Here is a 26736-nt window from a genome sequence, read left to right as displayed (position 1 = left end):
ATGAAAAAAATAAATTTATTAGTTATTGATGATGAAGTTGAAAAGGTGCAAAGGCTAATAAATCGCCTGAAGAAAAACGATGATACTGGAGTTTTAGGTGAGTGTATTGTTGACGATTCGATCCTAAAGATTGGGAAACAGGAAAATTATAGCCCTTATAAACATGGAGTGCGAATTGATGCAGTTTTAATTGACTATCAACTAAATCAGCAATTTACCGGGATTTTAGTCTCAGCTTTAATGATGCTTCAATTGCAGGTGCCTAGAATAACTTTAACTTCTGGGGATTATAATGGACCTCATGGTTATTTTAATGAATTTATTCGCAAAGATGAAATTACTGATCATCCCAAAGAAGTTATTAAACGCATTGTCAAATGTATTGAAGAATTTAATTATGAGATATGGTTAAAGGCTCAATATAAAGAATTAGTAATGGAGTATGATTCTTTATTAAAAGAAGATGAGAAAAGGGGTTTAATACATGTCGAAAAAGAGAATTTAAGACAATTAGAAGCAATACTTGACAAATTTGATAAAGTACTTGATGCTGAACAAGAATTAAAAGTAAAAGAGAAGCTTAATTATTTGCAAACTAAAGAAGAGTTTGTAAAAAAGGAAGAAGAATATTTGACAAGGATGGAAGAACTAAATTTAAGACTTGAGCAACAATTAAGTTTAACCGGTGAGAATAATGAATAGTATTATGAAGTACTTAAATTATAAAGATTGCCCTCAATTAAGTAGTTACAAAAGTAATGAAGCTAGGAACTATTTGAGAAAAAAATCATACTATTCTTGCTCTTATTGCACAATAACAGAAAGTGAGGCACCAGGGGCCACGTTTCATATAGACCATTTTCGCCCTAAATCAATTTTTGTAGGGTTGCGTGACGAATGCACAAATTTAAGATATAGTTGTCCAAGGTGTAATCTATTAAAGAGCAATTTATGGATTACATTTGAGCAGGGGTGTATAAGAAAGTGTGAAGAGTGTAATACTAAAGGGTGCCACGAGAATATTTATAGATTTATAGATTCTTTATATGAAGATCCCCAGTTGCACTTGGTATTATCTGATAAAGATAAAATTGAAGCAGTAAGTGGTTCTAAACCAGGTGAATATACAATAAAATATCTCAGGCTAAATCGAATGCAGCTTGTAAAGTTGCGCAAAGTGAGGAGATTTTTGGACTTGTGGGAACAGGAACTAAATAAAAAAAGAGAATATGCTGTCGAACAATGGAAGAATATAGTAGAAAAAAAGGAACTGTTTGATAAAAAGTCTCAATTACGTGATGATAATAACATAGAATTAGCAAACATTTTATTTTCTATGTTAGAATTGCAAGCTAGGCATATGGTTGATGTGTATGATAATGAATTAACCAAAGTTTTAATTTTAAGAAGTTCTCGTAGTGGAGCGGATGATACATTATGAATTAAATTAATTATTACTGTTTTTTGTTTGCCCCCCGCTTGCGCAAACCCATCCCGGTACGCCAAACCCTCCTTTTTCCTACGTTTTTTGAGCGATCTCCAGTTCAAATCTGGTTGTCGCCTCTATGATAAAAGCCTCAGAAACCTGACAAAATAAGGGTTTCTGAGGCTTTTGCTTTGTGTATTTGGTGTTTATATGCGTAAACATTTTTCTTGTATTAAGGGTTGTGAGCCCAGGATTGCACTCATTTTGATACTGTTTCTTTTGGGGAAGTGATGTTCCGGAGGTAGTGGTGATCTCTTCGATTAAGATTGTTGATGTATTTCACTGCGGAGCCTGTTTCGGCTGCTTAGCTCATGCTCATGGACGCTAAATCACATGAAAATAAAAACTTCTTGAAAATAAAAACTTCTTGATTGAAGCAGCTTTTCTAATTTTACCAAGTATTTTATATATTAATAGTTCATCTAAATCAATAAAAGAGGAAAAGATATGATTATACTTATTGGTGGAAGCACACACGCTGGGAAAACGTTATTTGCACAGAGGTTGATCGAGAAATATTATTATCCATGTATGTCTCTTGATCATCTGAAAATGGTACTGATTTATTTTATTTACAAAAGGGAAGAAAAATTATATTATAAAAGCAGAACAGCTTGCATTAATGGTAACAATAAAAGACTTTAGCCCTGACATTAAATATTATTGGATAAAGAAACCATACAATATTCTTAAAAAAATGGCTGTAAAAATTAATAGTTTATTATGTGAGAATATACAGATGGGAGAGGTCTAAAGATAAATAGTTAAAAAAACAAAGCTTTATAGAATGTATATACCGGTTTTAACTCAGAACTAAAGGTGAGGTGATGTATGTCTTTATTCGATTCATTTAAAAAGATAGATACAAGCAGCAATAAACGAAGAAATGAGATAAGATATAAATCCAGTAATGCATTTGAAGATACAGGGAAGAGTCAGACAGAAGAGAAAATAATAGATTTATATGATTCATATGAATGAAAGATTTTGATTGGTAAGATAGCGTTGGATTAACATAATACTTCCTAATTAAATTTGAAGCACTGCAACGAACCATTAGAACTGTAAAATCATGTTTTACTTTCTATAAATGATAGGTTGGCTGAATATGTAGCGGATGCAGCACAATATCTGAAGGAAACTGATCCTATAAAAAAAGAGGATATGAAATTCTTTTCATTGTATATATGAAATTAAACAGAAGCGGCGATGCACAGTAAGTTCTTGAAGAATACATGATATTGTATAGCAAAATAAGAACAGTTCTTACCAATCTGGCAAAAGAATTTGAAACACAGGGAATGCACAGGAGTATATGAAAACGCCTTGGGAAGAATTGGAGCAGCATTATAATCAGGAAAATGGTCTGGCATGGTGGTTTGGGAAGCCTTGGGTGGGGAACATACAGATTTGGTTGCTTTGGGGCTGGAGTTTCTACGTGAGCCTTACTGGATGCTGCATACAGATAAAAATTTGGTGGAAGCCGAATATCCGGAGACGGAGCAATGAGTGAAATAGTGAGTTTGTAATCTTTTTTTTATAAGGTATAATGGTGTTCTCCAAAAGCCGATGCTTGTGTGATGAAGAAAAGAGATTGCTAAATAAATTTTGAAAATATGAGGTGATTAAGAATGAAACACGAGTTACATGTTTTTTTTGATTATATCTGTCCGTTTTGTCTAAAGGCACATAACTATTTAAAGGAGCTTATTCCGGAATATCCGGAGGTTACTATAGTCTGGCATCCGTGTGAATCTCATCCCAGACCGGATAGTTATGGTCCCCACAGCGATTTGTGCATCCAGGGATATTTTTATGCGGTTGATCATGGGATTGATATTTTAAAATATCATGATCGAATGTATCAGGCTGCCCAGAAGGACCGTGTTAATATCGAAGATATGGATGCCCTTTCTGAGTACGTCAGTGACCTGGTTGATGAAGATGACTTCCGGCTCTCACTTTTGCAGGGAACGTATCTGGACAAGCTGGAGGAGTCTAACCAGCTGGCCTTTGAGCATTCCGGTGTATGGGCAGTACCTGCATATAGAATGGGTACTTTAAAGCTTGATGCAGTTGAAAATGTGGGCGTTTCTCTAGAACAGATCCGGGGTTTGTTAAAAAACTCCGGAATGTGAATTCTATTGTAAACAAGGGCTCCTATAATAATACAGATTATAGGAGCGCCCAATGTGAATACGCTTTGCATGCAGCATTTCTGCTTTTGTAATTAGACGGATTCGGTTCACTCACTTAAAAAGGGAGATAACTCTTAAATTGCGTTATTTTATATATGAGCTTCTTATGTTAATATCAATATATCAAATCCAGGGGGTATTGGCAGATGAAGATCATGGTCGCAGAACTTAGAAAAAATAAAGGAATAAGCCAACAGGAACTGGCCTCGGTTCTGGGTGTAGCCTATCAAACGGTGAGCAAATGGGAAACAAATGTGACTTTTCCCGATATAACGCTTTTACCTCAGTTGGCGCAGTACTTTGATGTAACGGTAGATGAATTGCTGGGATTAAAGCCATTACCTTCACAAACTTATATCCCTTCTGAAACAGGGACTAAAGATTATTGGAATGAACGCCTGGAATATTTAAAAGGGACCAGGGATTCTTTATGGAATAAAGATTACTTGCAATTCTTAATAGAAAAGGTTTGGAAAATACAATCCCCGGTTAATGTTTTGGATTGTGGATGTGGTTATGGTTTTCTAAGCAGTATGCTTATGCCCCTTATGCCTGAAGGTAGTACCTACACAGGAATTGACTTCAGTGAAAATCTTGTAAATGAGGGGAGGATTGCTTTTTGTAGCAGAGATTATGATGTGCAATTTATTTGTGACGATGTGCTGACATATAATTCTGTAATAAAATATGACTTTGTCATTACCCAGGCAGTATTAAGGCACATTGACAATCCGCATCTGTTTCTTGAAAAAATGATTTCATTTACAAAGAATGGTGGTTTGGTCGTATGTGTAGAGATTAACAGAGAATTGGAAAATGCAGGCCTTTATATTCAAGGTATGAATTATGACTACTTATGTGAACATCCGGGATTTAGGAAAATGTGGAATACTGAACTAAGGCACCAAGGAAGGGACTATTCTATTGGTATGAAGGTTCCTCAAATAATGAGGCAAATGGGATTGAAGTATATCGATATTAGAGTGAGTGATAAGGTTTGTTTTATTTCACCAGAAGATATAGATTATACCGAAAAAGTAACAGATTTTATTAAATCACATGAGTTTTGTGAGCAAAAAGCAAATGACCGGCAAACATTGGTGATTGAACAGCTTATGAATCACGGAATGGATAGAAAGGATGCAGAGCACTATTGCAACAGACAGAATAAGATCACTGAATTTATAAAACAGAACAGCAAAACACTGACAGTTACCCATTTTTATGGTTTACTTATTTCCAGTGGAAGAAGATGAATAGGAAATATCTTGCAGGCTAAAGGGGTAGAGGCAAATATTTTTTATCTCACAATTCAAATATTATTCTGCTTAAATTTATTATAAAAAATAAAGCTCTTTGTTAATTGTTGGGGTGGGATTCTTTGAATCCCACCCCACGCTTATGTATAAAGCCGTTTTGATGAATCTTTCTATTGTGTACAGCTTTTGGGCATGCCAGATAAGCCTCCATATCCCGACTGGTTTTTCTATGAGGTACAGTGAAGTATACGGGTCCGAAAACGGTTGAAATTCCGGATTCCATAAGAACTTCGTTTTAATACCTTAATCTTATTATTGAATTTTCTTTAGCTCCGTTTGCAGAGCAAGTTTCATAAGTATGTAAATTCCTGACAATCAAAACCCTGATTTCTCTGTTTTACAGATTATCGAAAAAAATTTCCTGTTTTCTTTCTAAAAAATATTGGTACAAAGATACAATTATTGCTGATTTTATGATTGTTTCATGGTAAAATAACACAAGAATCTTCGTGCGGCCACAGTTTTTTATGGAGGGAAATGATGTCAGGAATAGTTGTATTTCTGCCTGCATTTGAGCTTGTTCAGATTTCAGAGAAAATTTGCAGAGATTGTTTCAAGGTGATTCAATGCAAGCGGCTCTTAAATGTAAATTTAGAGGCAGAGGCCGAGGCGGCCGTAAAAGGTGGGGCAAGCGTCATTGTTGCAAGAGGGAGTCAGGCGGCCAGAATCCGTTATCTGGTGAACATACCGGTGGTTGATATTGTGTGGACGGCTCAGGAGATGGGGCTTAGTATTTTAAAGGCCAGGGAACTGGTTGGAAGGCCCGATCTTTCTGTTGGTATTGTGGGCTTGAGAAGTATGTTTTGTGACACTTCTCATTTTGAGGCTTTATATGGAGTTAAAATAAAAACCTTTTATTATGATTCCCTGCAGGAAAAGGAACTGGTGCTCAGGGGAGCGGAGCATTGGGACGTTCATGTCCTTATGGGGCCCCAGGAGCTGTTAAACCAGCTGGAGTACATAAAGCTGCCGATGGTGCCCATTGTTTCCACAGAGGAATCCATACGGCTTGCCCTTAATCAGGCAGAGGCTTTGTGCTATGCCCATGAATTGAAGTGCCGCAATGAGGCTCAGGTCAGTTCTTTGCTTAACAGCATGTTTAACGGTCTGCTTGAAATTGATACCGATGGCAGGGTGGTCATGATGAACCGCGTTATGGAAGGGATTTTAAATAAGGGACAGGAGGAGATACTTGGAAAAAATATTAAAGAGGCCATTAAGGACATCAATATGAATTTGGTTCATCAGGTTCTTCAAAGCCCGAACGAAAGTTTTTCTTCGTTTCTGAATGTGAATGGAAGGGCAACGGTTCTGATTCTGTCTCCCATTGTAATAGAAGAAAAAATAACAGGGGCCTATTTGTCCCTGAAAAAGGTGAAAAAGAGCGATGAGGCCGGGGAGGAGAGAAAGGAGACGAAACGGAGGGGAGGATATATTGCTTCCAGAACCTTTGAGGATATATGCTATGCGTCTGAAAAGATGATACGGTTGATTGATCAGGCCAGGCTGTATGCACAGTCAGATACGCCACTTATGGTAGAAGGGCAGACCGGTGATGACCGGGAGAGCCTTTGTCAGGGAATTCATAATTACAGCTTGAGAAAATCCGGGCCTTACGTCATTGCCAGTATGGTGGGCCTCTCGGAAGAACGTCAGATGGAGATGCTTTTTGGAAGCGGGGAGGAAAAGCGCAACAGTCAGAGAGTCGTGGGGGCCCTTGAAAAGGCCGACGGAGGGACTCTGGTCATTACAGGAATCGGCTTTGCTTCTGCCAATACGCAATCGGCATTATGCCGTTTTGTCAGAGAGAATTCCGGGGTACGGCTTGGGAATGGGGAGATGAAGCTTCTGGATGTCAGACTGATCGTAACCTCCACCGAGTCCCTGCTTCAAATGCGGAAAAACAATCGGGTTACATTTACCTTTTATTATATATTTTCCGGTCTGGTCTTACGGGTTCCTCCTCTTCAGGAACGGAGAGAGGACATCGTTAATTTTGTAAATTTATATTTGAAACGGTATACCCAGCAGTATTCCAGGTATCAGGTACTGACAGAAGAAGCGATGGAATTTCTCAAGCATTACAATTGGTGCGGAAGCGGACTGCAGATCGAGCGGTTTATTGAACGTATGGTGCTTACCATTGAAAAACGGACCATAAAAAAACACATGGTGGAGGATCTGCTTCAGGAGATGTATCCGGATGAGATTTTAGATGAGGATGGCTTATATCTGACGGCGGGGGGAAAGGATGCCTATGAAACCCTTCTTAGAAGTACCTTGCTGAAATATTCGGGGAACCGCAATGAAACGGCCAGGGAGCTGGGAATCAGTCTTACGACTCTGTGGAGAAAAATGAAAAAATATGGTTTATCAGATTAAAAAAATTTCAATTTGAAAGACAGATATCAGGTGAAAGGATCAAGTTGAAATAAAAACGGAAAAAAGCTGAAATATATGTTGGTAATTCATAGGAAGGAATGCACTTGTTGGTCAATGTGACTATAGTGCATTCCTTTTTGTGTCTATATAATTTATCTAACTTAGGAAATACGATTGGAAGGGGAAGGAAAATATGCAGCAAAAGAAAAAAACAGGTTTTATCAACATGCGCACCATACCTTATCTTATGGTTCTGCCTTCAATGGCGGTAATTGCTATATTTATGTTTTATCCAATTTTTAAGACCTTCTATAACAGTTTTCATCATTATATTCTGACAAGGCCCAGGGATTACGGCTGGGTAGGGGTGGATAATTATGCGAAGCTCCTTATGGATCCACTGTTTTATAAGGCATTGAAAAATACTGTGATCTGGACATTTTATAATGTGTTCTTTCAATGCATTCTCGGGCTTTTGGTGGCACTCTTAATGAATACGGAATTTAGGGGTAGGCGGTTTTACCGGATGATCGTGTTTTCTCCGTGGGCCTTTGGCGGAATGCTGGTGGCACTGATTTTCAGTTATATGTTTACCGGACAGACGGGAGTAATCAACGACATTCTTTTAAGATCCGGGGTGATTCATGAGAGAATTTCATGGTTTTCAACGGGGGCACTGGCGAGAGGCACTTTAATATTTACGACGACCTGGAGAGGGATTCCATTTTTTGCAGTCTCCTTTCTGGCAGCGCTTCAATCCATTCCGGAGGATTATTATGAGGCGGCCAGGGTGGACGGGGCGAATCACCTTTATCAGTTTCGGAAGATAACCATGCCGTTAATAAAGAATACTTTTATTCTGACCACGCTGCTGCGGACCATATGGACCTTTAATATTGTGGACATTATAGCGGGCATGACCGATGGGGGCCCCAATAATGCCACCATGACACTTCCTCATTACCTGATGACAAAGTTTAACGAGGGCCTGGATATAGGGTATTCCAGCACCATGGCGGCGGTGATGGCGGTGATTCTGGCTGCATTTGCGGTCTTATATGTGGCGGCAGGAAGATTTGGAAAGGAAGGAGATCTATAGTCATGATAAGTCAAAAGACAAAAAAAAGACTGGTGCGGATTTTTGCAGTGAATATTCCGCTGACCGTATTGTTCATTATCACGGTGTTTCCTCTTTATTGGACCATTGTTACTTCATTGAAGCCGGAAACAGAGATCATGAAGCTGCCTTTGAAGTATTGGCCTTCGCCGGTTACCTTTGATAATTATAAGTATATCTGGGAAAATATGGGCTTTGACATTTATTTCTGGAACAGTGTTTTTGTTACGGTGGTCAGTACTGTTATCTGTACGGTGATTTCTCTGTTTGGGGGATATGCCATCGCGCGGTATAAATTTAAGGGGAAAAAGATCACCTACCTGGTTCTTTTGATTTCCCAAATGTTTCCCGGTGTGGTTTTGATGATTCCTCTGTTTGAAATATTCAGAAATATGGGGATTGTAAATTCTCCTCATTCTTTAATTTTGACCTATGCCACAGTCCGTATTCCATTCTGTATGATTATGATAGGCGGTTTTGTGTCGGGGGTATCTCCGGCTCTGGAGGAGGCGGCCTGGATCGACGGTTGCTCCGTAATGGGAGCAATGACCCGTGTGGTGGTGCCCACTATCGCCCCAGGGCTTGTGGCAGCAGGTGCATTTTCCTTTGTCAGCTCCTGGAATGAGTATGTATATGCCTTCTGTTTTTTAAGCAGTGAAAAATATTTTACGCTTCCAATTGGTCTCAAGCTTATGAAGGGGGAATTTACCGTGGCATATGGAAGTCTGGCGGCAGGCTGTGTCATGGCACTTATTCCAGTAATATTGTTATTTGCTTATATCCAGAAATACCTGGTTTCCGGTTTATCGGCCGGAGCCGTAAAAGGTTAAATATTTTTACAAAAAGGAGAATCTTATGAGAAGAAGAACAGCAGCAGCTATTTTAGCACTCAGTATGGTGACGGGGGTTACGGGATGTACAGGGAACACAAAGACGGAGGTGGTTGCTGAGACTGCCGTTACCAAAACAGAAGGGGACGGTACCAGGATGGCAGACGGGCAGGCAGACCCTTCAGGAAGTGGTCAGGACAAGGAGCCGGTAACGATTAATTTCTGGCACAGAGATGGAAATACCACTTCAAATCCCATGTTTGAGGTCATAATTAAGGACTTTGAGGAAAAATATCCATGGATTACGGTGGAATATACGGGGCTTGCAGCAGATTCTTATATGACCAAGTATAATACTGCTATTGTTACGGGGGAAACACCGGATGTATGTACTATATCCAATAAGGATGTGTATACTCTGGCTGCACAGGATGCATTGCTGGAGCTTGACGGAGCTTTTGACCAGTGGGAGGAAAAGGAGCGGATGCTTCCCCAGATCATAGAATCAGCCCGGTTTCTCGCAGGAGACGGCAAGCTGTATATGCTCGGTTATGGCATGACCCAGGAAACCTCCTGGTATAATAAGACCTGGCATGAGGAACAGGGCATAGAGCCTGCAGAGACCATAGATGAGCTGGTGGAGTACTGTAAAAGGTATGCGGATAAAGAAAACGGGGAATATTATTTTACCCTGCGGGGAGGCTCCGGTTCTGCTGAAAATTTATTCATGTTCATAATGTCCTATGCCGGAGTTACAAAATTTTTTAATGAAGACGGGACAAGTACCTTAAGTGATTCCAAAATTGCAGAAGGACTTGATGTCTATGCTAACCTTTATAAAGAGGGCCTGGTGTCTGTAGATGCTATTTCCAATGGATATAAGGAAATGGTTGCGGAATTTGGATCGGGAACTGCAAAGTACATGATGCACAATTCCTCCTCTGTTGCGGAGAATGAAAAAAATCTGGGGGAAGGCAATGTGATGGCAGTAAAGCCTTTGGCGGGGAAAGATGGGATAGCAGTATGCAAGGCCCCTTCCTTTATGGGCTCTGCGGTCTTTAAAAATACCGGACACCCGGAGGAAGCGGTTTTGTTTGCCCAATATCTGGCTTCGGCAGAAGGTGCAGGCTATGCAGATGTAACAGAAGGACGGGTTCCGGTAAATACGGGGGTTTATGAGCAGGAGTGGTATGACCAAAATCCATACTATAAGGTCTATGCCCAATTTGCGGACCAGGGAGTACAGTTTGCAGAGTTTCCTGTCTGGCTCGATGGCTATAATGAATATGCAAAAACCAATATTACCGCTGATTTCCAGGCGGTTTTACATGGGGACAAGGATTCAAAAGCAGTATGTGAGGGATGGGCGAAAGATTTGACGGAAATGCAAAAGGAATATCTGTCCAGATAAAATGGCAGGCAAAGAAGCTGGAAGGATAATAATAATATGGATTATGAGGATTTTGACGCTTCCGACTGGAAGGAAAAATTGCAGGAAGCTCCCGATACTCTCTGGCAGGTGTGGAGGCTGCACGAAAGTCTGAAAGTGAAATGGGGGAGCGCCGGATTGGGGCAGCTCATGAAAGCGGTCAATGGACTGGCATGTAAAAAAGCTGAAGCGGGAGAGATTTTGGAGATTCTGCCGTTTCGGGCCTATTATGAAACTTACTGGAATGGAAGAACCGGCTATTCCCGGCTTTGTGAGCAGGTGTCGGCATTGCAGGTGCCGTATTTTCCTGGAAAAGCAGGTTCGGATGAACAGGCAGAACAATTTGGAAAATACATGGCGGCAATGGCAGACGGCTATGAACTGATGGAGGAAGAAGCCTATGATCAAAGAGAGCCATTTGCCTGCCGCCTGCAGGAGGGAGCGGTTGTTTGCAAAAGACAGTGGAAAGGGGGCCTTTCCTTCCGGCCGGAGGAGGCTATGACTGCTTATGGGCTATTTAAGGGAGTAAGGCTGCAGATTTTAGAACATGAATTATACGGACCCATTGCAAAGGCCATTCTTTTGACTGGGAAAGCACTGGACGTAAGGGGAGATGGCAGGGAGTTAAAAGATCTATTTGTCAGGCTGGCCGGTGAAGAATACGAAAAGCTGAAAAAGGAGAGGCCCTATTATGAAATTTAATATTATTTTTCTGTCTTCCAGGAAAATAACAATTGAACTGGTTGAGTTTGGCATATGGTATTCTTTGAGACCTTATGAGATATTTCTCAATGGGAAGAAAATACTGGAGTCAGACCGGACGGTACAGACCATAGAAGGGCTGGCGCCTCATAGGTCTTACCGGATCCGGCTGGAAAGCGGAGATGATAAGTCAGAGGAACTGTCGTTTTGTACGGAGCCTGAATATGTGACCCTTGATGTAAGGCGCTTTGGGGCCAGGGGAGACGGAGAACAGGACGATACCTTGTTCATTCAGGCGGCCATTAATGCCTGCCCCAAAGAGGGAAGAGTATGGATTCCAAAAGGGACTTACCGGATTACCGCACTGTTTTTAAAAAGTGATCTGGTCATAGACATGGATAAGGGGGCGGTTCTTTCTGCCAATACAAAAAGAGAGGATTTTCCCATTCTTCCCGGAATGATCCGTTCTTATGACGGGGAAAGACAATACAATCTGGGAACCTGGGAAGGCAACCCTCTGGATATGTTTGCTTCTGTTATTACGGGAATCGGAGTCTCCAATGTGGTGATTACAGGGAAAGGGACCTTAGATGGAAATGCATCGTTTGATAACTGGTGGCAGGAGGAGGGAAGAACAAAAATCGGAGGAGCGTGGCGTCCCCGCCTGATTTTCCTGAATCGCTGTGAAAACATTACGGTGCAGGGGCTTACTTTTAAAAACAGTCCCTCATGGAATATCCACCCTTATTTCAGCAATCATACCAGGTGGATCGATCTAAAGATTATAAATCCCCGGACATCTCCCAATACCGATGGAATGGACCCGGAATCTGTAGATGGACTTCTGGCAGCAGGAATCTTCTTCTCCCTGGGAGATGATTGCGTGGCGGTAAAATCAGGGAAGTATTACATGGGGCAAAAGTATAAGGTCCCTTCTCAAAATCTGGAATTCCGGCAATGTTATATGAAATACGGACATGGGGCACTGACTCTTGGCAGTGAAATGGCTGCAGGAATTTACAATCTGGTCTGCAGAGATTGCATTTTTGAAGATACAGAAAGGGGGCTGAGGATAAAAACCAGACGGGGGAGGGGAAAAGATGCGGTCATCCATGGAATTGTGTTTGAAAACATACGGATGAAGGGCGTGATGACCCCCATTGTTGTAAATTCCTATTACTGGTGCTGCGATCCGGATGGGCATTCGGAATATGTGGAATCCAAAGAAAAGCTGCCGGTGGACGAAAAGACTCCCCGGATCGGCACCCTGGAATTTCACAACATCCTTGCAGAGGATTCTCATGTGGCGGCTTCTTATATCTACGGACTTCCCGAATCCAAAATTGAAAGACTGGTCCTTGACCGGGTTACCATTACTTTTGCGGATAAGCCAAAGGAAGGGTATCCGGATCTGCTGGCCGGTGTTGAACCGTGTACCCGTATGGGGCTGTTTATCAATAATGTCTGCAGTCTGGAGCTGAACCAGGTAAAGGCAGCCGGGTATGAAGGAGAGGCATTTTTGCTGGAGAATATCGACCGTATCAGGAATCAGGAATAGGAGAACATAAAATGGTCTTTGAACGTTATATCAAAAATTACTTACAAGAATTCAACCGGCTGGACCGGAATTCCTGGAATTATGAGGACGGCTGTGTGCTGATTGGAGCGGGTCAGTTATACCGGGCAACCGGTGAGGACTTTTACTATGATTGTATAAAGAACTATATTGACCGTTATGTCAATGAAGAAGGAAATATAAGAGGCTATGAGAAAGAGGAATACAATATTGACAGGATTCCTTCGGGGCTCGTTCTCTTTTTATTATATGAAAAAACATCCCAGAAGAAATATTTAAAGGCAATTAAAAACTTAAGAACGCAGCTTGAGCATCATCCCCGCACCAGGAGCGGAAACTTCTGGCATAAAAAAATATATCCAAACCAGATATGGCTGGATGGCTTGTATATGGGTATGCCCTTTTACCTTTCTTATGAAAATCTGAAAGGAGGAGAAAAGGGATACAAAGATATTTTACAGCAGTTCAATCATGTAAGAAGCCGGTTATACGATTCAGAAAAAAAGCTTTACTATCATGCGTATGATGAGTCGAAGCAAATGTTCTGGGCGGATAAGAAAACCGGATTGTCAAAGAATTTCTGGTCCAGGGCCATGGGGTGGTATGTAATGGCCCTTGCCGATTGTCTGGAATTGTTTCCGGAAAGAGAAAAGGAATGCCGAAAACGCCTGGCGGAACTGCTGGTTGAGACGGTTGATGGGCTTCTTAGCTATCAGGATAAAGAAAGCGGATTGTTTTACCAGCTGACGGAACTGGGAGGCACAAAAGGAAATTATTTGGAAACTTCAGCCTCTCTCATGTTTGCGTATGGAATTTTAAAGGGAGTACGGCTGGGGGTTTTAGATGAGAAGGTCTACCGGGGAAAGGGAGAAGAGATTTTAATCGGAGTGGAAACGAACATGTTCTCTCTTAAGGACGGAAGGCTTCAACTGACCGGTATCTGTAAAGGGGCGGGGCTTGGACCGTCGGAAAACCGTTATCGGGATGGCAGTGTGGATTATTATTTAAAAGAAGAAATTGTAGCGGACGAACAAAAGGGCGTGGGAGCGGCCATGATGGTATATGGTGAGTGGCTTTTGCTGAAAAAGGAAAAGCCTGTAATGCCTGCGGATTTTCCAAAGGTGGAAATCTGGAACGGCAGGTATTGATATGGCCCCAGATGCAGGAGGAAAAACATATGAAAGCAATTTATATCAGGGAACCTGGTAAGGTGGAAATCTGTGAAACAAAGATGCCGGTAAAAAAACCGGGAGAAGTTCTTTTAAAAATACTATATGGAGGAATCTGCGGCAGTGATCTGGGCTCTTACCGGGGAACCTTTGCCTATTTTGAATATCCGCGGATTCCGGGACATGAATTCAGTGCTGAAATTGTGGAGATTGACCCAAATGACAGAGGACTTAAGCCCGGTATGATTGTGACCTGCAATCCTTATTTCAACTGTAATACCTGCTACAGCTGCCGCCATGAAATGGTGAATGCCTGTATGGATAACCAGACCATGGGCTGTCAGCGGGATGGGGCCTTCTGCCAGTATATTACGATGCCAGTGGACAGAGTTTATGATGGAAAGGGGCTTTCTCCCAAGGTACTTGCAGCCATTGAACCGTTATGCATCAGTTACCATGGGGTACAGCGTGCGGGAATCAAAAAAGGGGATAAGGTGCTTGTAATCGGAGCGGGTACCATTGGTGTGTTGGCGGCGGTATCAGCCAGAGCATTGGGAGGGGAAGTCTATATCAGTGATGTGCAGCCTATGAAGCTGGATTATGTACAGAATCAATATCATTTTGCAGGAACGATCTTAAATGATTCCAGGGAAAATTTTGAGGCTGCGGTTGCAGAAATCACGGGTGTGAGCAAGGGGAACAAGATGCAGCAGACCAATGGGTTTGACGTATGCATTGAAGCGGTAGGTCTTCCCTCTACGTTTCAAAATGCAGTGGACGGGGCGGCGTTTGGCGGTAAGGTGGTGTTGATTGGAGTTGGAAAGAAGAATCTTGATTTTAACTTCACCCTTTTACAGAAAAAGGAATTAAATGTGTTCGGGAGCCGGAATGCCAGGGAAAAAGATTTTATTGAGCTCATCCATATGGTTAAGGAAGGAAAGCTGGAGCTGGAGCAGGTAATTACCAATGTATATCAGGCGGAGGCGGCGGCAGAGGCTTTTCGGGATTTTGATGCAAGCAGCGGAGATATGCTTAAGGTGATGATTGATTTTCAGAATTTCTGAATACATAGAAAATTTTTTTAAAAGGAGCAGATAAGACGTTTTCAATTTTAAGTTGAGAGCGTCTTTTTTTCGGCTTTTTCCATCGGAGAGAATAAATATACGATATAGAAGCTTTTATAGGGACTTTAGTGCCTTCTCGGGTGGCAAAGTGAAAGTATGCCATTTTTACTCCTAAAACTGTGTGCGTAAATGAGACCATGAAAAACAGGCAGGCGTTACCCTTAAATTGCTGTCTAAAGTATTTTGTTTATTATAGTTATGTGCCTTATTTGGCTGCCAATAATTACATTTAAAGGGTTATTTTTTACATTATAAACTTTTATGTCGATTTTTGTTTTATATTAGTAATAGGAATTATTTAAGCAAGGCATCTTCCTGAAAAGTACATTAATGTTTAAAAAAATTTAGGAACTTGGCTTTTTTATATCTGTACTCGAATGATTACTGCTTCAACCTTATAAGAATAATTTTAAATAGTTGATATAAAAACGGCACTGCAGATATTTTATCCTGTATAAGAAGTGCAGCAGAATAGGTATTATTATAATGAAAAATAGAAAACAGTCAAAAAAGCGGGAGTAAAATGTTACAGCAACAGAAAATTCATAAGTACCAGTTCTTATAGGATGCAGAAAAAACACTGAATAATGAGGAGCTTAAATATGGAAGAGTATATTACATATGGTGAATTGAAGATCAAGTCCAACATCAGCATAAATCGGATCCTGCATCTTTCTATCAGAGAAAGCATAGGTACCCATGCAATGGCTGAGGTTACGGCAGAGCTAGAGCCGGGAAGCCTGGAGTTATCTTATGAGCAGCTGAATAACCAGCCTCTCATGATATGTTCCGAAAAGATGGAAAAAGATATCCTGCTCTTTTCCGGAGTAATTAGTAAAATCCGGGTAGAAAAGGGTTCATCCTATGACATCCTATATCTTTCTGCCTATTCTTTATCCTGGCTCATGGATCTGGAGAAAAAAAGCAGGTCGTTCCAAGACTGTAGTAAGTCTATTTTAGAGTTGGTCCAAAGTATCAGCCAGGAGAATTCCTTTGATTTGCTATGTTCTGCTAAAGATAATGCTGTCATAAAACCTTTTATTCAGTATGAAGAGACGGATTGGGAATTTCTTCTGAGGCTGTCATCGCATCTGCATCTCCCGGTCATTGTAGCAAGTGATTATGAAGATAGGGGAATATATCTTGGCTTTCAGGAAAACAAGGTACCACTGGAATTAAAGGTATCAGAAGAACGGTGGTGCATGGATCCGGAATCTATGAAAGAAGCACATGGAAGAAACAGGAATGCTGCCTATTATGAGGTGAAAACGGCTCAGATTCTTCATCTGGGTCAATGTGTCAGCTACGGGGAAGAGATTCTGTGGCCGTATCAAGTTATCCTGAATCTACATAAAGGAGTTTTAGGCTGCACTTGCAGACTGGCGGGAAAGAACCATAACAAGTTTCCAACTGTCTATAATCCTCATATAAAGGGGATTTCTCTTGCCGGTACGGTATTAGAACGAAAAGAAGAGGCAATAAAAATCCACCTGGATATTGATAAAGAACAGGATACTTCCAGGGCGTATCTTTACCCCTGGTTTCCGGAGCATGGAAATATGGCTTACTGCATGCCGGAAACAGGAAGCAGGATCCGTCTTCTGATTCCGGGAGAGGATGAACAGGAAGCAATAGGAGTTCACTGCATGAGGAATAACGGGCAAAGGTGTGAGGAAACTCAAAATCCGGAAATTCGCTGGTTTACTACAAATACGAAGAAAAAAATGGTGCTTAAGCCATCGGATATGGAATTGTCCACAGATGACGGTAAGACCGGAATCTCCATACAGGATGGCATGGGCGGTATAATACGCAGCAGTAAGGAGGTATTGATTCAGGCAAAAGGAAAGGTAGCTCTGCATGGGGCCAGGATTGAACTGAAAGCGCCTGCTGAGATTACAGCTGTGAAAAGGCAACTGGGAAGTCCGGCCGTGGTAAACATTTGCCATAACCTGGATTCTATGGGGGAATATAGTGTGTTTACAAATCTGGATGAATTAAAGACAGACATTCCAGTCAGCGGACCTGGCTCCGGTCAGGGAAATCAGGTTAAAACAGCTTATACGAAAGAAGAAATAAAAGAGAAGGAAAAAGAAAAATTACAGCTTAAGTTAAAAGAACTTTCAGCGGAGGATAAAGATAGTACCTATGAGTTTGGACCGTCCATTGTGAAGGTCCTCTCAGCCATACCGCAGAGCGGGGAAGCGGACAGGTTGTCCCAGATTGCCTTGGGATTTCGCCCTGTTGCAGGAAGAATGAAAGGAGAATAAACATGTCATATTCCGTTATAAATGGAGCCGTGGGAAAAAGCCCTCTGATTGATAAGATGAACCAGCTATCTGCGGGGGAAGTTAAAAACAGAGTCCCCAAACAGATGGAGAAGTTCGTATCAGAACACAATGAAATGATACTTCCGCCTGTTTCCATATCCTTCGACCGGTGCAGAGAGGAGATAAAGAGACAACTTAACGAGAGAAATCAGGAAATGGAGGCTGAAAATGGGAAGCTATGGTGAAAAATCATACCTTTTTGACGGCAGGCTGACGGTGCTGCTTCCCGATTCCTTCCGGACGATGGAAGGCGGCAGGGAGCAGTTGATGTATCCTTATGAGGACAGGCCCCAGATTATCTTGGAAGATGCTGATACGTGCAGGTTCTGTACGTTTTCTCTGCTCAAAGAGCAGAAACTGGCCGGAATACAGGTGAAGAACGTCATTCAATCCATTACTAAGGCCGTCGTCAGCCTTTATCCGTCCTGCCTGTTAAGCAAACCCCGGCTAGTGAAGAGAGGGGAGGAAACCTGCGGATGGTTTTCCTTCCGCACATCTGGTAAGGAAGGAGAACTGCGAAACTTTATGTATGTCTTTCCGGTAAATAACTGCATGATGCTTGGTACCATGGGATGCTTTATGGAGGACCGGGCAGGAAAGGAGCAGTTGATGAAAATCATGGAGTCTCTGGAGATTCCTGAAAAAAAGTCTGCCTATTCAAGGGTCAGTAGCGGACATTCAGTCAGGTAGAACAGGAAACCTGTAGGGGGAGTGTATGAAAAAGGGAAATTATGTGGATGAAAAAATTATCCGCTTACAAGGCTTTTATCAAAACAGCATAAGCTCGTATGACTTGCTGACGGATGGACCTTCCATACGTGGGAAAAGAGTACAGTTTGTCCCATTTCCGTTATTTGATGGAAAGGTAAATGCGCTGATTCCGGAGAATTTCATAGAAATGCCGGAGAAAATTGCAAAGGTCAGATATATAAGCAGCTATCGCCCGCCGATATTGCTGACCAGCCCGGGTTATGATGAAAATTTTGGATTTCATCTGTTAAGTCGGGATGACATCGGAGAGTATGAAACATTAAAAGAACTCATTCATCAAATGCAGGATGCGGTACGCTTCCATGCGCCCGAAACAGTATTTTATGATAAAGGGAAAGTCTGCCCGGGAGGGGCAGAGGGCAGGTGGTTTGAATATAAGAATTTTACATTGGATGAAGAGACATATAACCTGCAGTTTCTGGTTGATCTTAATATGTATCTGCTGGCAGGGACATTTAATTGCAGAATGCGCTTTTATGATGAATGGAAAGAACCGGTGATAAAGTCACTGGAGTACATAGAAATTGTAGGAAGGAGAGAAAGTACAAATGATAGCAGATAAGATACATATTTCGCATTTTGATTTTCTGACGCTGGACCGGTTTGAGATTGACCAGGCGGTTGGGGAACATGCAACTGCATTTATCAGTGGTTGCATCTGTGATGAGAATAAAGATGATTATAAGTGGAAGCTGCTGGAACCTATATGGGTAACAGTAACCGCAGAAGAGGAAGGTAAGGGGAAAAGAGACCTGATGACAGGAATTATTGCCGGTTTTTCTTTGGAACCTCAGTTCCATGCCACCCGTCTTACGCTGATTCTAAAGAGTGGGACTTTTCTTATGGACTCTTTGGTTCATTTTCGCTCTTTTCAGAATACCGGCATGACTTATCTGGATGTGCTGAATGTCATAAATCAAACTTATGATAAGGCAGGGGGAAAGGAAAAGGGGGAACTGGCTTCTGTATCAGTAGATTTTTTATTGCAGTATAAAGAAACGGATTGGAAGTTTATCAGACGGATCGCCAGCCGCTTCGGACTTACGGTCACACCGGCAATTACTACAGAGGGAGCATTTTATTATGTGGGAAGTGCGAATTATGACACCTATTACCTGCCTGAGACCGTAGGATGCAGTGTCAGCAAGCATGTGGGAAGCTTTATGAAGCAAGGTTCAAATGGACTGGGTTCCCTCATGGAGCAGGATTATCTGGAATACTGCATTCCGTCAAGGGAGGTTTATAACCTGTGGGACCGGCTTACAATCGGGAACGAAGGCGGCTATGTCTGCCGGATCCATAGCGAATACCGGCATGGGGAGCTGACACACACCTATATTCTGCGGCCAATGAATGGGATGCATACTATGCAGATAGTCAATGAAAGTCATGCAGGCCGATCGTTCCTTGGAACTGTAAGAGAAGTGCTGGCTGATATGGTAAGGGTGGAACTGACGGGTGATGAAAATACCGGTCAGGAGATAACCAGGTGGTTTCCTTATTCCACCGGATATTCTTCGCCGGATGGTGCGGGCTGGTATTGTATGCCGGAGCCTGGAGACAAGGTGCGCTTACAGATTCCTGATCATTCAGAGGAACATGGGTATGTGATTAGCTCAGTACATATGGAAACCGGAAATGACAGGAAAAATCCGGATCATAAGTCCTTTAAGACAAAGTATGGAAAAGAACTGCTGTTTACGCCGGACAGTCTGGAATTGACAAACAATCAGGGGATGTCCATCAGAATAAAAGACGGGGAGGGGATACAGATTAAAAGCAGTAAAAACATATCCATCACATCAGGAGGAACTATGACTTTATCCAGCGAGGATGCTTCTCTTGTCATAGCAGGAACTGAACGGGTGGATATCAGACAGGGGGGCGCAGGCCTTTCTATAGATAAGGATATCACCTTCACGGGAGGAAAGTTCAGAATACAATGATAGACAGAAAGAGTGAAATTCTAAAAATAATGAACGAGATTCTGCCGGAACAGTTTTTTAAGAGCAGCGGAAATATAGCCATGTTCTGTGAAGAACACAGCAGGGATACGGTTCATGGATTTTTGAAAGCATTCAGAGAGGCAGTGGAACGAGCTGTGATCCTTCAGAACAGGGGAGAAAAGGGGAAAATGGGGTATATTCTTTTTTCCTATTTGTATAGCAGCATATTTTTAAAACGGTATTTTATCCGGATAGACTTAATGGATTGTGGATTTTACAGTGATACTGCCCAGTCAACCTCTTACTGGGATGCCGGAAGCATATACCATTTATTTGAGGAAGATGTGGAAACAATCAGGAAGGAGATTGGGAAACATATACCGAGAATCCGTGAATACGAGGCAGATTATATCCGTTATGCCTATGCACCTTATTATCATGGGATAGCCAGGGATTTTATACAGTCAATGCTAGAGGAGGTCATTCCGGAGGCCAACTTTTTGCCGAAACGGGTAGACATGGAGGAGCGTGTGCAGATACTGTTCGGGGAATATATGGGCCAGGCGGATGTACTCTTTACTTTGGGAGAGGAGGCGGGAGATGAGGTATTTCAGAATATATGCGGATGACCAGAATCCACAGCCTGGCTTTCTGGACTGGTATACCCAGATGAGGGCAGGCATGTCGGGCAGCCGGATGTATGAAGAACTCTCCGGACAGAACCATTTTCAGGTGAGATTGAACGTGGAAATCCCATTTATGGATCTGGTCTGCTCTCCCTGCTTCATGGTTTCTAAAGAATTTGCGGCGCTTATCCGCCTGTACAGTCCGGAGATCCGGTTTAAATATGCAACCCTTTTCGATATGATAAACAAAAGGACAGCTTTTTACCAGATTCCCAAATTGCCGGAGATTGATTGTCTGGATCAAAAAAGTGAGTTAAGCAGAGACAAGAGCGAGATCATTACCGGAATCCTGAGTGCAAAGAAGATACAGATGTGTCCGATCTTCCGCTTTGGAGGGATAAAAGGACAATACATAGTGGCAGATTTAAGGTTTGTGGAAAGCGCATACCGGAGAGAAGTAGTGGGTATGAGAATCGAAGAGTTTATGGTAGAATGAGAGGAGGTAAGGTATGGGATGGTTATCCTGGCTGTTTGGAGAGAAGGAGGAGGAACCACCGGAGCCGTTGGTGTTAGGGGCAAAGCTGCGCTGTCCATACGGTTCCTATGACAGTTATTTATATGTAGAATCCGGGGATATTGAAGTCAATAACCTGCCGAAAGCCTGTGTGGAAGACTGTAAGGCATTATATAATATTCAGGCATTTGGGGATTGCTATGCGGGAGGCTTTTGTGAAGCCTTAATGAATTTGGATGATACATGGGAGAACCCGGAACCGCAGGGGGAAACGGTAAATGGGAAAGAGATCATAACAACGAAATCCCTTCTTTCCTGCAGAGCATCCGGGATAGAATTAAAAATCATCAATTCAGGACAGGATGGGATCTTTGCAAAGCAGCTCCTGTTGATTCGTGAGATGGATCAGAAATACCCGGGACTGCGTGAAATACTGGATAACCCATATGGAAGCCTGTATCTGAATCAGGGAATGTATGAAACAGCGATTCGGTTTATAGAGGATCGAATGAAGCAAAATGGGGGAAAGATAGAAACGTTTACCCTGTATGGTAAGGACAATCTGGAGGGGGAGTATATAAAGGGAGCGTTGGGCCGGCTGATGCCGTACTGTGATACGAGAACACTGGAGAATCTGGTAAATGGGATAGAAACCGCAGGGTGCAAGAATGGAATGGATGCAGCCACAGGCTGGGAAGCAAATGTAATAAATGCAGAAATGATAAAGATGCTAAGGGCGGATTGTAAAGAAACAGCGGAGAAGATAGAGACAAAACCATTTTATAGGTGGCAGGAAGAAAATAAGCTGTTTTCAAGCGTCTTAGCGGAAGGGGTAACTAATTTTGCATATGGAGCAGTGATGTATTACAGTGCGGTTGGAAGTGGGGGGAAGAAACCTGCGGCTGAGGAGACGTATAATAAAGGGTCTGGTACTAAGGGGGCGGGGAATAAAAAAACAAATTTTGAAGCAGAAAATCCTATGTCCGGAGAAAAATGGAATGCAGATTTCAAGTCAAAGTATGGCAAGGAAAATGTTACTTGGAATACTGCAGCAAATTCAATGGATGATGTTCTTGATATGCCAAGTAATGTAACTAGGCTTACACCGAATCAGCTTGCTGAAATGGCTAAAAGTGAAGGGTGGTCTGTAGGACCATTGGGAAAAGGTGGTAAGGCTGGAATTCCATTTGAACAAGGAGGAGGATTTAGTATGCATTATGAAGATGCATATATTCAGTATCATCCGGGAGGAGGACATCATGGTGCGTTACCATACTTTAAAATCTCCACTGGTAAAGTTGGGACAGTTCGTTACTACATAAATGGTGAGGGGGTTAATTAATGAACAATAATATAGAGACTGAGGAATTGATGTTGTTTTATGATAGACTAATTGAAAATATCAAACAAATTTCTCTGGACGCATCAGAGCAAATTGACAAACTTAAAGGGTTCGCAGTAGCAGACGAAATAGCATCAGACTTTAGTGATATTGCTAAGCCATATGCTTTTAAATTATTTAAAAACGAATGGTTATCATCTGAACAGATAAACCTTGTTAATAAAATTGACGAAAAGCTTGATCAAATGTCTAATAACAAAGATTTATGGACAGACGAAGCGCTTACAAGATCAAATGAATGGAAACAATGTCGAGAGCTGGCAAAAGAATTACTTAAATTGCTTTTATAAGCATATTTAATAATATTAATTTTATTAATTAGTTTTTAGGTTCTTTTTGCAGTAGTCGTTTATAACCTCTTAAGTCTTTCGCATAAATGGGCATTCCCTGCAAGTGCAACCCTGGTTATGACTCCAATGCCCAGAAACTGACCCCAAGGAAAAAGTCCTCTCAGTCCGCACTGCGGGCTGATGTAAGCTGAGCCGGGGAAGTATTAGCCCCCGGCTCTTTAACCTGCATCATTTTCGACCCCATGGTTCAACCCTACTTTTGGAGCAAAATAGGAGGGAATCTTCCGGTTCAGGAATTTATAAATGGTTGCGTTTATACGACTTTAGGGATATGAAAAACTGGCCTATATGCGACTTTTTTCTGATAAAGCAACCGGAAGATGAATAGGAGGCAATAGCAATCCAAACAGTTATCCGGTACAAAGGGAAAATTCTATATTTTTCAAATTTGCCAACCAAAGTGTTATACTGCCTGAATGGCATATATGTTCCACCATCGGTTTTAAAGGTCACACAGGGGCAATATTTTGCGACACTGGGCAAACTAAAAATAGTCTCTTGATTCTGTTTCACCAGAAACTTAGCTTACCCTATGGTTCATGGTGAACCATGAATTTACATCAAACTGGTTCTATGGTAAAATGGTGCTGCCGGGGGGTTACAGGGGGAGAAAAATACTTCTTCTGTAGCTCCCTTTTCTATTCTTTTTTCTGCCGTTCTTTCTCCCGAAAACAAATCCAGAAATGACTTGCAATCCATTCCATACAGAGTTAACATCAACAACCAATAAAAGAAATAACTTGTCCTTTCACCCATTGGTTTGTTGTAGATAGGCTGTCGCCCCCTTGCGGACTCATGAAGAGTTAACGCTGTCATCTGAGGTTGCCGGTGCAGAAACTGATTGGTTGGAAACAAGATCTGGAGGGAGAGAATTGCAGAGAAGAGAAAATCTGCTTTATGTGGGGATTGACCTTCATAAGGAAAGTCATACGGCAGTTATGGTGAACTGTTGGAATGAAAAGTTAGAGGTAGTCGTGATAGAAAACAAGCCCAGTGAATTTAAAAAGCTGGCAGAAAAGGTAAACAGAAAATCCAATCATCTTGGGCTTGAACCCATTTACGGATTGGAAAATGCATACGGCTACGGCAGGAGTTTAGCTGTCTGGCTGATTGAAAAAGGTTACATTGTAAAAGACATTAATCCTGCCCTGGCTTATGACCAGAGGAAAAGCGCACCTATGCTCCGTAAAAATGATGAGCACGATGCGTATTGCGTGGCAACGGTACTCATTAACCAGTTACATACCTTGCCAGATGCAAAACTAAAAGACAACGAGTGGACACTGGCACAACTGGTGAATCGCAGAGATTTACTGGTGAAAGATGGTATCCGGTTTAAGAACGGACTCCATGAGCAGATATCCATGGCCTATCCCAGCTACAGTAAGTTTTTCAGCGAGATAGACGAAAAATGTGCCATGTATTTCTGGAAAACCTACCCATCCCCTGTTTATTTGCAGGGAAAAACGGCAGAAGACCTAACAATCGAATTTAAGGAAATATCCCGTATTGCCAAGAAAGATAAAGCAGAGTTGATTCTGGAATGTGTTCAGAATGATGGAAATACTATACGGGAATATCAGGAATCCAGAGATTTTATCACAACAAGTCTGGTACGGGATTTAGAACACCAGAAAGAAGAATTGGCAGGGCTTGATCAAGAAATCGAGAAAATCCTGCTTAGTTTTGATTATAAACTGACCAATATGCCAGGGATTGGAACTTCTATAGCCAGCAAGCTGATTGCAGAAATCGGTGATATTCGAAGGTTTCCCAGTGCAGACAAGCTGGCAAGATTTGCGGGAGTGGCTCCTGTAAAGTTCAGTTTCGTTGGGAAAGGTAAGGAACAAAGTTCCAGACAGGGAAATCGCCAGTTACATGGACTGTTTTATTTCCTGGCGGTAACAATGGTTTCCAAGCCAAAGAACGGAATACCCAATCATCCGGTATTTTATGAGTATTACATGCGGAAAATCGGCGAAGGAAAGACGAAGTCTCAGGCACTGGTCTGTATCATGCGTCGTTTGGTAAACATTGTGTATGGAATGATGAAAAATAAGACAGAATACCGTGAACCGATTCGAGAAGAAGAACAGTAATTTTTCTATTTAAAAACAGCACAAAGACGTGCTATAATTTTTTTTAATAGAATAAAGATTTTTACCGCCTGTCGGATATGTCAGTACTCCACCTGAGGGGGCGGGAAAGCTTTTTTCCAATGGAAAGTTGGATGTAAATAATACTGAGGCACTAAAACAAACTTTTAAAGGAAAAACGACAAACGAAATAGCTGATATGTTGAGGGCAGAAGGATATGATGTAAATATAAAAAATTCGACACGATCATCATCAGGTGCACAGATTATTACAATTAACAATAAAGGAGAAGGCAGAAATATAATGCAGGTTCAAGTATCACCAGGTGGTGGTCGCCATGGAGAATCGCCATATATCAAGATTAGCACAGACAGTGGTAAGATTAAGATAATTGATGGTCATCCAAGTACATATAAAACAGATGGAACAGAAAAGGCGACTAATATTTTTACAGAGGGAGATTAAGATGGTGGATATTAATAAACCTATTATTCCTTGGGAAGGTATGGGAGGAATATCTTTATATTCTACCATAAAAGAAACAAGGGAACTACTGGAAAATACACAATTGGTATCAGGAATATTATTGAATAATTTATGGGTAAGGTATGAAATTAAGGATACAATGTATCTGTTTTTTCACTTAGTCAATGGAAAGCTTTTTAAAATAACCACATTGGATAATTACAAAGGCAAACTGTTTGGTAATATTGGAGTTGGAACATTAGAATCTGATTTATTAAAGTACGAGCCTACGTTTATCTATGATGATTTTGAAGAGGTTTATGAAACACCCAAAGGTGCTTTTCTGGAGACAGATCCTATCTCAAGAAAAGTCACTCAAATATCTGTTTACATCAAAGAATTAGATAGTAATGACTTTGAAAATGCCAATTGGTAAGAAATTTCCAATTAAGTTGAGAGTTTCAAATTTTGTGTAAACTTTAAAAACTGTTATAAAATATATTGATGTAAGGACAGAACTGACTTTTCAAGTTTCTGTCCTTGTTTATGCCAGAGAGGCTTCTCTTTTGAGATGCGAATTTAAAGAGAAGTGAGTAATTTACCTATCCATATTACAAAAAGGGATAAAGCAGAACTCATTCTGGACTGTGTTCAGAATGATGGAAACACCATACGGGAATACCAGGAATTCAGAGATTTTATCACAAGGAGTCTGGTAAGAAATTTAGAGCATCAGAAAGAAGAACTGGCAGGAGTTGATGAAGAAATTGAAAAAATCCTGCTCACCTTTGATTATAAACTGATCAGTATGCCAGGAATCGGAATAACGGTAGCCAGTAAACTGATTGCAGAAACAGGATGGGATCTTTGCAAAGCAGCTCCTGTTGATTCGTGAGATGGATC

26 protein-coding genes and 1 pseudogene are annotated in these 26736 nt (G+C 41.5%); 26 read left to right on the top strand and 1 reads right to left on the bottom strand.

Annotated features, from left to right (window positions below; all coding sequences use genetic code 11):
- From ACLTWA_RS18000 to ACLTWA_RS17980, 5 genes are all read left to right on the top strand, one after another.
- The gene (locus tag ACLTWA_RS18000; protein WP_412329283.1) at positions 1 to 702 is read left to right on the top strand and encodes a hypothetical protein; all 702 of its coding nucleotides are present in this window, start codon (positions 1 to 3) and stop codon (positions 700 to 702) included.
- Positions 695 to 1441 carry an HNH endonuclease gene (locus tag ACLTWA_RS17995; protein WP_412329282.1) on the top strand — a complete coding sequence of 249 codons (747 nt, stop codon included), beginning with the start codon at positions 695 to 697 and terminating at the stop codon, positions 1439 to 1441. Before ACLTWA_RS18000 ends, ACLTWA_RS17995 begins: the two co-directional genes overlap by 8 nt.
- A gap of 1416 nt (positions 1442 to 2857) precedes the next feature.
- A complete protein-coding gene (locus ACLTWA_RS17990; RefSeq protein WP_412329281.1) occupies positions 2858 to 2995 on the top strand; it encodes a hypothetical protein in 138 nt (45 codons plus the stop codon).
- Between the two features lie 122 nt (positions 2996 to 3117).
- Positions 3118 to 3624 carry a DsbA family protein gene (locus ACLTWA_RS17985; RefSeq protein ID WP_412329280.1) on the top strand — a complete coding sequence of 169 codons (507 nt, stop codon included), beginning with the start codon at positions 3118 to 3120 and terminating at the stop codon, positions 3622 to 3624.
- A gap of 206 nt (positions 3625 to 3830) precedes the next feature.
- Positions 3831 to 4940 carry a methyltransferase domain-containing protein gene (locus ACLTWA_RS17980; RefSeq protein ID WP_412329279.1) on the top strand — a complete coding sequence of 370 codons (1110 nt, stop codon included), beginning with the start codon at positions 3831 to 3833 and terminating at the stop codon, positions 4938 to 4940.
- A gap of 230 nt (positions 4941 to 5170) precedes the next feature.
- Here ACLTWA_RS17980 and ACLTWA_RS17975 read toward each other — a convergent pair.
- A pseudogene (locus ACLTWA_RS17975) lies at positions 5171 to 5263 on the bottom strand (transposase); the annotation flags it as partial.
- A 220-nt stretch (positions 5264 to 5483) separates the two neighbouring features.
- Between ACLTWA_RS17975 and ACLTWA_RS17970 the strand changes: the two are divergent.
- From ACLTWA_RS17970 to ACLTWA_RS17870, 21 genes are all read left to right on the top strand, one after another.
- Complete coding sequence (locus ACLTWA_RS17970; RefSeq protein WP_412329278.1) at positions 5484 to 7385, top strand: sigma 54-interacting transcriptional regulator; 1902 nt, start codon at positions 5484 to 5486, stop codon at positions 7383 to 7385.
- Positions 7386 to 7578: 193 nt separating this feature from the next.
- Positions 7579 to 8484 (top strand): carbohydrate ABC transporter permease, encoded by a 906-nt coding sequence (locus ACLTWA_RS17965; protein WP_412329277.1) that lies wholly within the window; start codon positions 7579 to 7581, stop codon positions 8482 to 8484.
- A 2-nt stretch (positions 8485 to 8486) separates the two neighbouring features.
- Positions 8487 to 9332, top strand: a complete 846-nt coding sequence (locus ACLTWA_RS17960; protein WP_412329276.1) for a carbohydrate ABC transporter permease — start codon at positions 8487 to 8489, stop codon at positions 9330 to 9332.
- Positions 9333 to 9357: 25 nt separating this feature from the next.
- Positions 9358 to 10743, top strand: coding sequence for an ABC transporter substrate-binding protein (locus ACLTWA_RS17955; RefSeq protein WP_412329275.1), 1386 nt, complete (start codon positions 9358 to 9360; stop codon positions 10741 to 10743).
- Between the two features lie 36 nt (positions 10744 to 10779).
- Positions 10780 to 11463 (top strand): hypothetical protein, encoded by a 684-nt coding sequence (locus ACLTWA_RS17950; protein WP_412329274.1) that lies wholly within the window; start codon positions 10780 to 10782, stop codon positions 11461 to 11463.
- A complete protein-coding gene (locus ACLTWA_RS17945; protein WP_412329273.1) occupies positions 11453 to 13021 on the top strand; it encodes a glycoside hydrolase family 28 protein in 1569 nt (522 codons plus the stop codon). Before ACLTWA_RS17950 ends, ACLTWA_RS17945 begins: the two co-directional genes overlap by 11 nt.
- A gap of 11 nt (positions 13022 to 13032) precedes the next feature.
- A complete protein-coding gene (locus ACLTWA_RS17940) occupies positions 13033 to 14187 on the top strand; it encodes a glycoside hydrolase family 105 protein (RefSeq protein WP_412329272.1) in 1155 nt (384 codons plus the stop codon).
- A 29-nt stretch (positions 14188 to 14216) separates the two neighbouring features.
- Positions 14217 to 15272: a zinc-binding alcohol dehydrogenase family protein gene (locus tag ACLTWA_RS17935; protein ID WP_412329271.1), complete on the top strand. Its 1056-nt coding sequence runs from the start codon at positions 14217 to 14219 to the stop codon at positions 15270 to 15272.
- 662 nt (positions 15273 to 15934) lie between these two features.
- Positions 15935 to 17602, top strand: coding sequence for a hypothetical protein (locus tag ACLTWA_RS17930; protein ID WP_412329270.1), 1668 nt, complete (start codon positions 15935 to 15937; stop codon positions 17600 to 17602).
- A 2-nt stretch (positions 17603 to 17604) separates the two neighbouring features.
- Positions 17605 to 17847: a hypothetical protein gene (locus tag ACLTWA_RS17925; RefSeq protein WP_412329269.1), complete on the top strand. Its 243-nt coding sequence runs from the start codon at positions 17605 to 17607 to the stop codon at positions 17845 to 17847.
- Positions 17831 to 18352 carry a hypothetical protein gene (locus ACLTWA_RS17920; RefSeq protein ID WP_412329268.1) on the top strand — a complete coding sequence of 174 codons (522 nt, stop codon included), beginning with the start codon at positions 17831 to 17833 and terminating at the stop codon, positions 18350 to 18352. The genes ACLTWA_RS17925 and ACLTWA_RS17920 overlap by 17 nt, the downstream gene beginning before the upstream one ends.
- 25 nt (positions 18353 to 18377) lie before the next feature.
- Positions 18378 to 18995 (top strand): hypothetical protein, encoded by a 618-nt coding sequence (locus ACLTWA_RS17915; RefSeq protein ID WP_412329267.1) that lies wholly within the window; start codon positions 18378 to 18380, stop codon positions 18993 to 18995.
- Positions 18982 to 20379 carry a contractile injection system protein, VgrG/Pvc8 family gene (locus tag ACLTWA_RS17910; protein WP_412329266.1) on the top strand — a complete coding sequence of 466 codons (1398 nt, stop codon included), beginning with the start codon at positions 18982 to 18984 and terminating at the stop codon, positions 20377 to 20379. Before ACLTWA_RS17915 ends, ACLTWA_RS17910 begins: the two co-directional genes overlap by 14 nt.
- Positions 20376 to 21008: a hypothetical protein gene (locus tag ACLTWA_RS17905; RefSeq protein WP_412329265.1), complete on the top strand. Its 633-nt coding sequence runs from the start codon at positions 20376 to 20378 to the stop codon at positions 21006 to 21008. The genes ACLTWA_RS17910 and ACLTWA_RS17905 overlap by 4 nt, the downstream gene beginning before the upstream one ends.
- The gene (locus ACLTWA_RS17900; RefSeq protein WP_412329264.1) at positions 20980 to 21501 is read left to right on the top strand and encodes a hypothetical protein; all 522 of its coding nucleotides are present in this window, start codon (positions 20980 to 20982) and stop codon (positions 21499 to 21501) included. The genes ACLTWA_RS17905 and ACLTWA_RS17900 overlap by 29 nt, the downstream gene beginning before the upstream one ends.
- 13 nt (positions 21502 to 21514) lie before the next feature.
- A complete protein-coding gene (locus ACLTWA_RS17895) occupies positions 21515 to 22861 on the top strand; it encodes a PAAR-like protein (protein WP_412329263.1) in 1347 nt (448 codons plus the stop codon).
- Entirely contained in the window at positions 22861 to 23211 is a 351-nt protein-coding gene (locus ACLTWA_RS17890; RefSeq protein WP_412329262.1) for a hypothetical protein, read from the top strand. The genes ACLTWA_RS17895 and ACLTWA_RS17890 overlap by 1 nt, the downstream gene beginning before the upstream one ends.
- Positions 23212 to 24143: 932 nt before the next feature.
- Positions 24144 to 25370: an IS110 family transposase gene (locus ACLTWA_RS17885; RefSeq protein WP_412329261.1), complete on the top strand. Its 1227-nt coding sequence runs from the start codon at positions 24144 to 24146 to the stop codon at positions 25368 to 25370.
- Between the two features lie 127 nt (positions 25371 to 25497).
- Positions 25498 to 25833 (top strand): hypothetical protein, encoded by a 336-nt coding sequence (locus ACLTWA_RS17880; protein ID WP_412329260.1) that lies wholly within the window; start codon positions 25498 to 25500, stop codon positions 25831 to 25833.
- A 1-nt stretch (position 25834) separates the two neighbouring features.
- On the top strand, positions 25835 to 26269 hold the full coding sequence (locus ACLTWA_RS17875) for a hypothetical protein (protein WP_412329259.1): 435 nt from the start codon (positions 25835 to 25837) through the stop codon (positions 26267 to 26269).
- A gap of 153 nt (positions 26270 to 26422) precedes the next feature.
- On the top strand, positions 26423 to 26728 hold the full coding sequence (locus ACLTWA_RS17870; protein ID WP_412329258.1) for a hypothetical protein: 306 nt from the start codon (positions 26423 to 26425) through the stop codon (positions 26726 to 26728).
- Positions 26729 to 26736: the final 8 nt, after the last annotated feature.

The organism is Lacrimispora sp. (assembly GCF_046972725.1).
Taxonomy (GTDB): Bacteria; Bacillota; Clostridia; order Lachnospirales; family Lachnospiraceae; genus Lacrimispora.
This window is presented reverse-complemented; position numbering and strand designations above follow the sequence as displayed.

What these genes read in the sequence shown, in the direction of transcription:
- ACLTWA_RS17905 (WP_412329265.1), top strand. Translation starts at nt 20,376, where the DNA reads ATGATAGACAGAAAGAGTGAAATTCTAAAAATAATGAACGAGATTCTG.
- ACLTWA_RS17960 (WP_412329276.1), top strand. Translation starts at nt 8,487, where the DNA reads ATGATAAGTCAAAAGACAAAAAAAAGACTGGTGCGGATTTTTGCAGTG.
- ACLTWA_RS17940 (WP_412329272.1), top strand. Translation starts at nt 13,033, where the DNA reads ATGGTCTTTGAACGTTATATCAAAAATTACTTACAAGAATTCAACCGG.
- ACLTWA_RS17955 (WP_412329275.1), top strand. Translation starts at nt 9,358, where the DNA reads ATGAGAAGAAGAACAGCAGCAGCTATTTTAGCACTCAGTATGGTGACG.
- ACLTWA_RS17915 (WP_412329267.1), top strand. Translation starts at nt 18,378, where the DNA reads ATGAAAAAGGGAAATTATGTGGATGAAAAAATTATCCGCTTACAAGGC.
- ACLTWA_RS17875 (WP_412329259.1), top strand. Translation starts at nt 25,835, where the DNA reads ATGGTGGATATTAATAAACCTATTATTCCTTGGGAAGGTATGGGAGGA.
- ACLTWA_RS17895 (WP_412329263.1), top strand. Translation starts at nt 21,515, where the DNA reads ATGGGATGGTTATCCTGGCTGTTTGGAGAGAAGGAGGAGGAACCACCG.
- ACLTWA_RS17970 (WP_412329278.1), top strand. Translation starts at nt 5,484, where the DNA reads ATGTCAGGAATAGTTGTATTTCTGCCTGCATTTGAGCTTGTTCAGATT.
- ACLTWA_RS17910 (WP_412329266.1), top strand. Translation starts at nt 18,982, where the DNA reads ATGATAGCAGATAAGATACATATTTCGCATTTTGATTTTCTGACGCTG.
- ACLTWA_RS17950 (WP_412329274.1), top strand. Translation starts at nt 10,780, where the DNA reads ATGGATTATGAGGATTTTGACGCTTCCGACTGGAAGGAAAAATTGCAG.
- ACLTWA_RS17990 (WP_412329281.1), top strand. Translation starts at nt 2,858, where the DNA reads ATGGTGGTTTGGGAAGCCTTGGGTGGGGAACATACAGATTTGGTTGCT.
- ACLTWA_RS17965 (WP_412329277.1), top strand. Translation starts at nt 7,579, where the DNA reads ATGCAGCAAAAGAAAAAAACAGGTTTTATCAACATGCGCACCATACCT.
- ACLTWA_RS17900 (WP_412329264.1), top strand. Translation starts at nt 20,980, where the DNA reads ATGAGGTATTTCAGAATATATGCGGATGACCAGAATCCACAGCCTGGC.
- ACLTWA_RS17890 (WP_412329262.1), top strand. Translation starts at nt 22,861, where the DNA reads ATGAACAATAATATAGAGACTGAGGAATTGATGTTGTTTTATGATAGA.
- ACLTWA_RS17935 (WP_412329271.1), top strand. Translation starts at nt 14,217, where the DNA reads ATGAAAGCAATTTATATCAGGGAACCTGGTAAGGTGGAAATCTGTGAA.
- ACLTWA_RS18000 (WP_412329283.1), top strand. Translation starts at nt 1, where the DNA reads ATGAAAAAAATAAATTTATTAGTTATTGATGATGAAGTTGAAAAGGTG.
- ACLTWA_RS17920 (WP_412329268.1), top strand. Translation starts at nt 17,831, where the DNA reads ATGGGAAGCTATGGTGAAAAATCATACCTTTTTGACGGCAGGCTGACG.
- ACLTWA_RS17925 (WP_412329269.1), top strand. Translation starts at nt 17,605, where the DNA reads ATGTCATATTCCGTTATAAATGGAGCCGTGGGAAAAAGCCCTCTGATT.
- ACLTWA_RS17945 (WP_412329273.1), top strand. Translation starts at nt 11,453, where the DNA reads ATGAAATTTAATATTATTTTTCTGTCTTCCAGGAAAATAACAATTGAA.
- ACLTWA_RS17995 (WP_412329282.1), top strand. Translation starts at nt 695, where the DNA reads ATGAATAGTATTATGAAGTACTTAAATTATAAAGATTGCCCTCAATTA.
- ACLTWA_RS17980 (WP_412329279.1), top strand. Translation starts at nt 3,831, where the DNA reads ATGAAGATCATGGTCGCAGAACTTAGAAAAAATAAAGGAATAAGCCAA.
- ACLTWA_RS17930 (WP_412329270.1), top strand. Translation starts at nt 15,935, where the DNA reads ATGGAAGAGTATATTACATATGGTGAATTGAAGATCAAGTCCAACATC.
- ACLTWA_RS17985 (WP_412329280.1), top strand. Translation starts at nt 3,118, where the DNA reads ATGAAACACGAGTTACATGTTTTTTTTGATTATATCTGTCCGTTTTGT.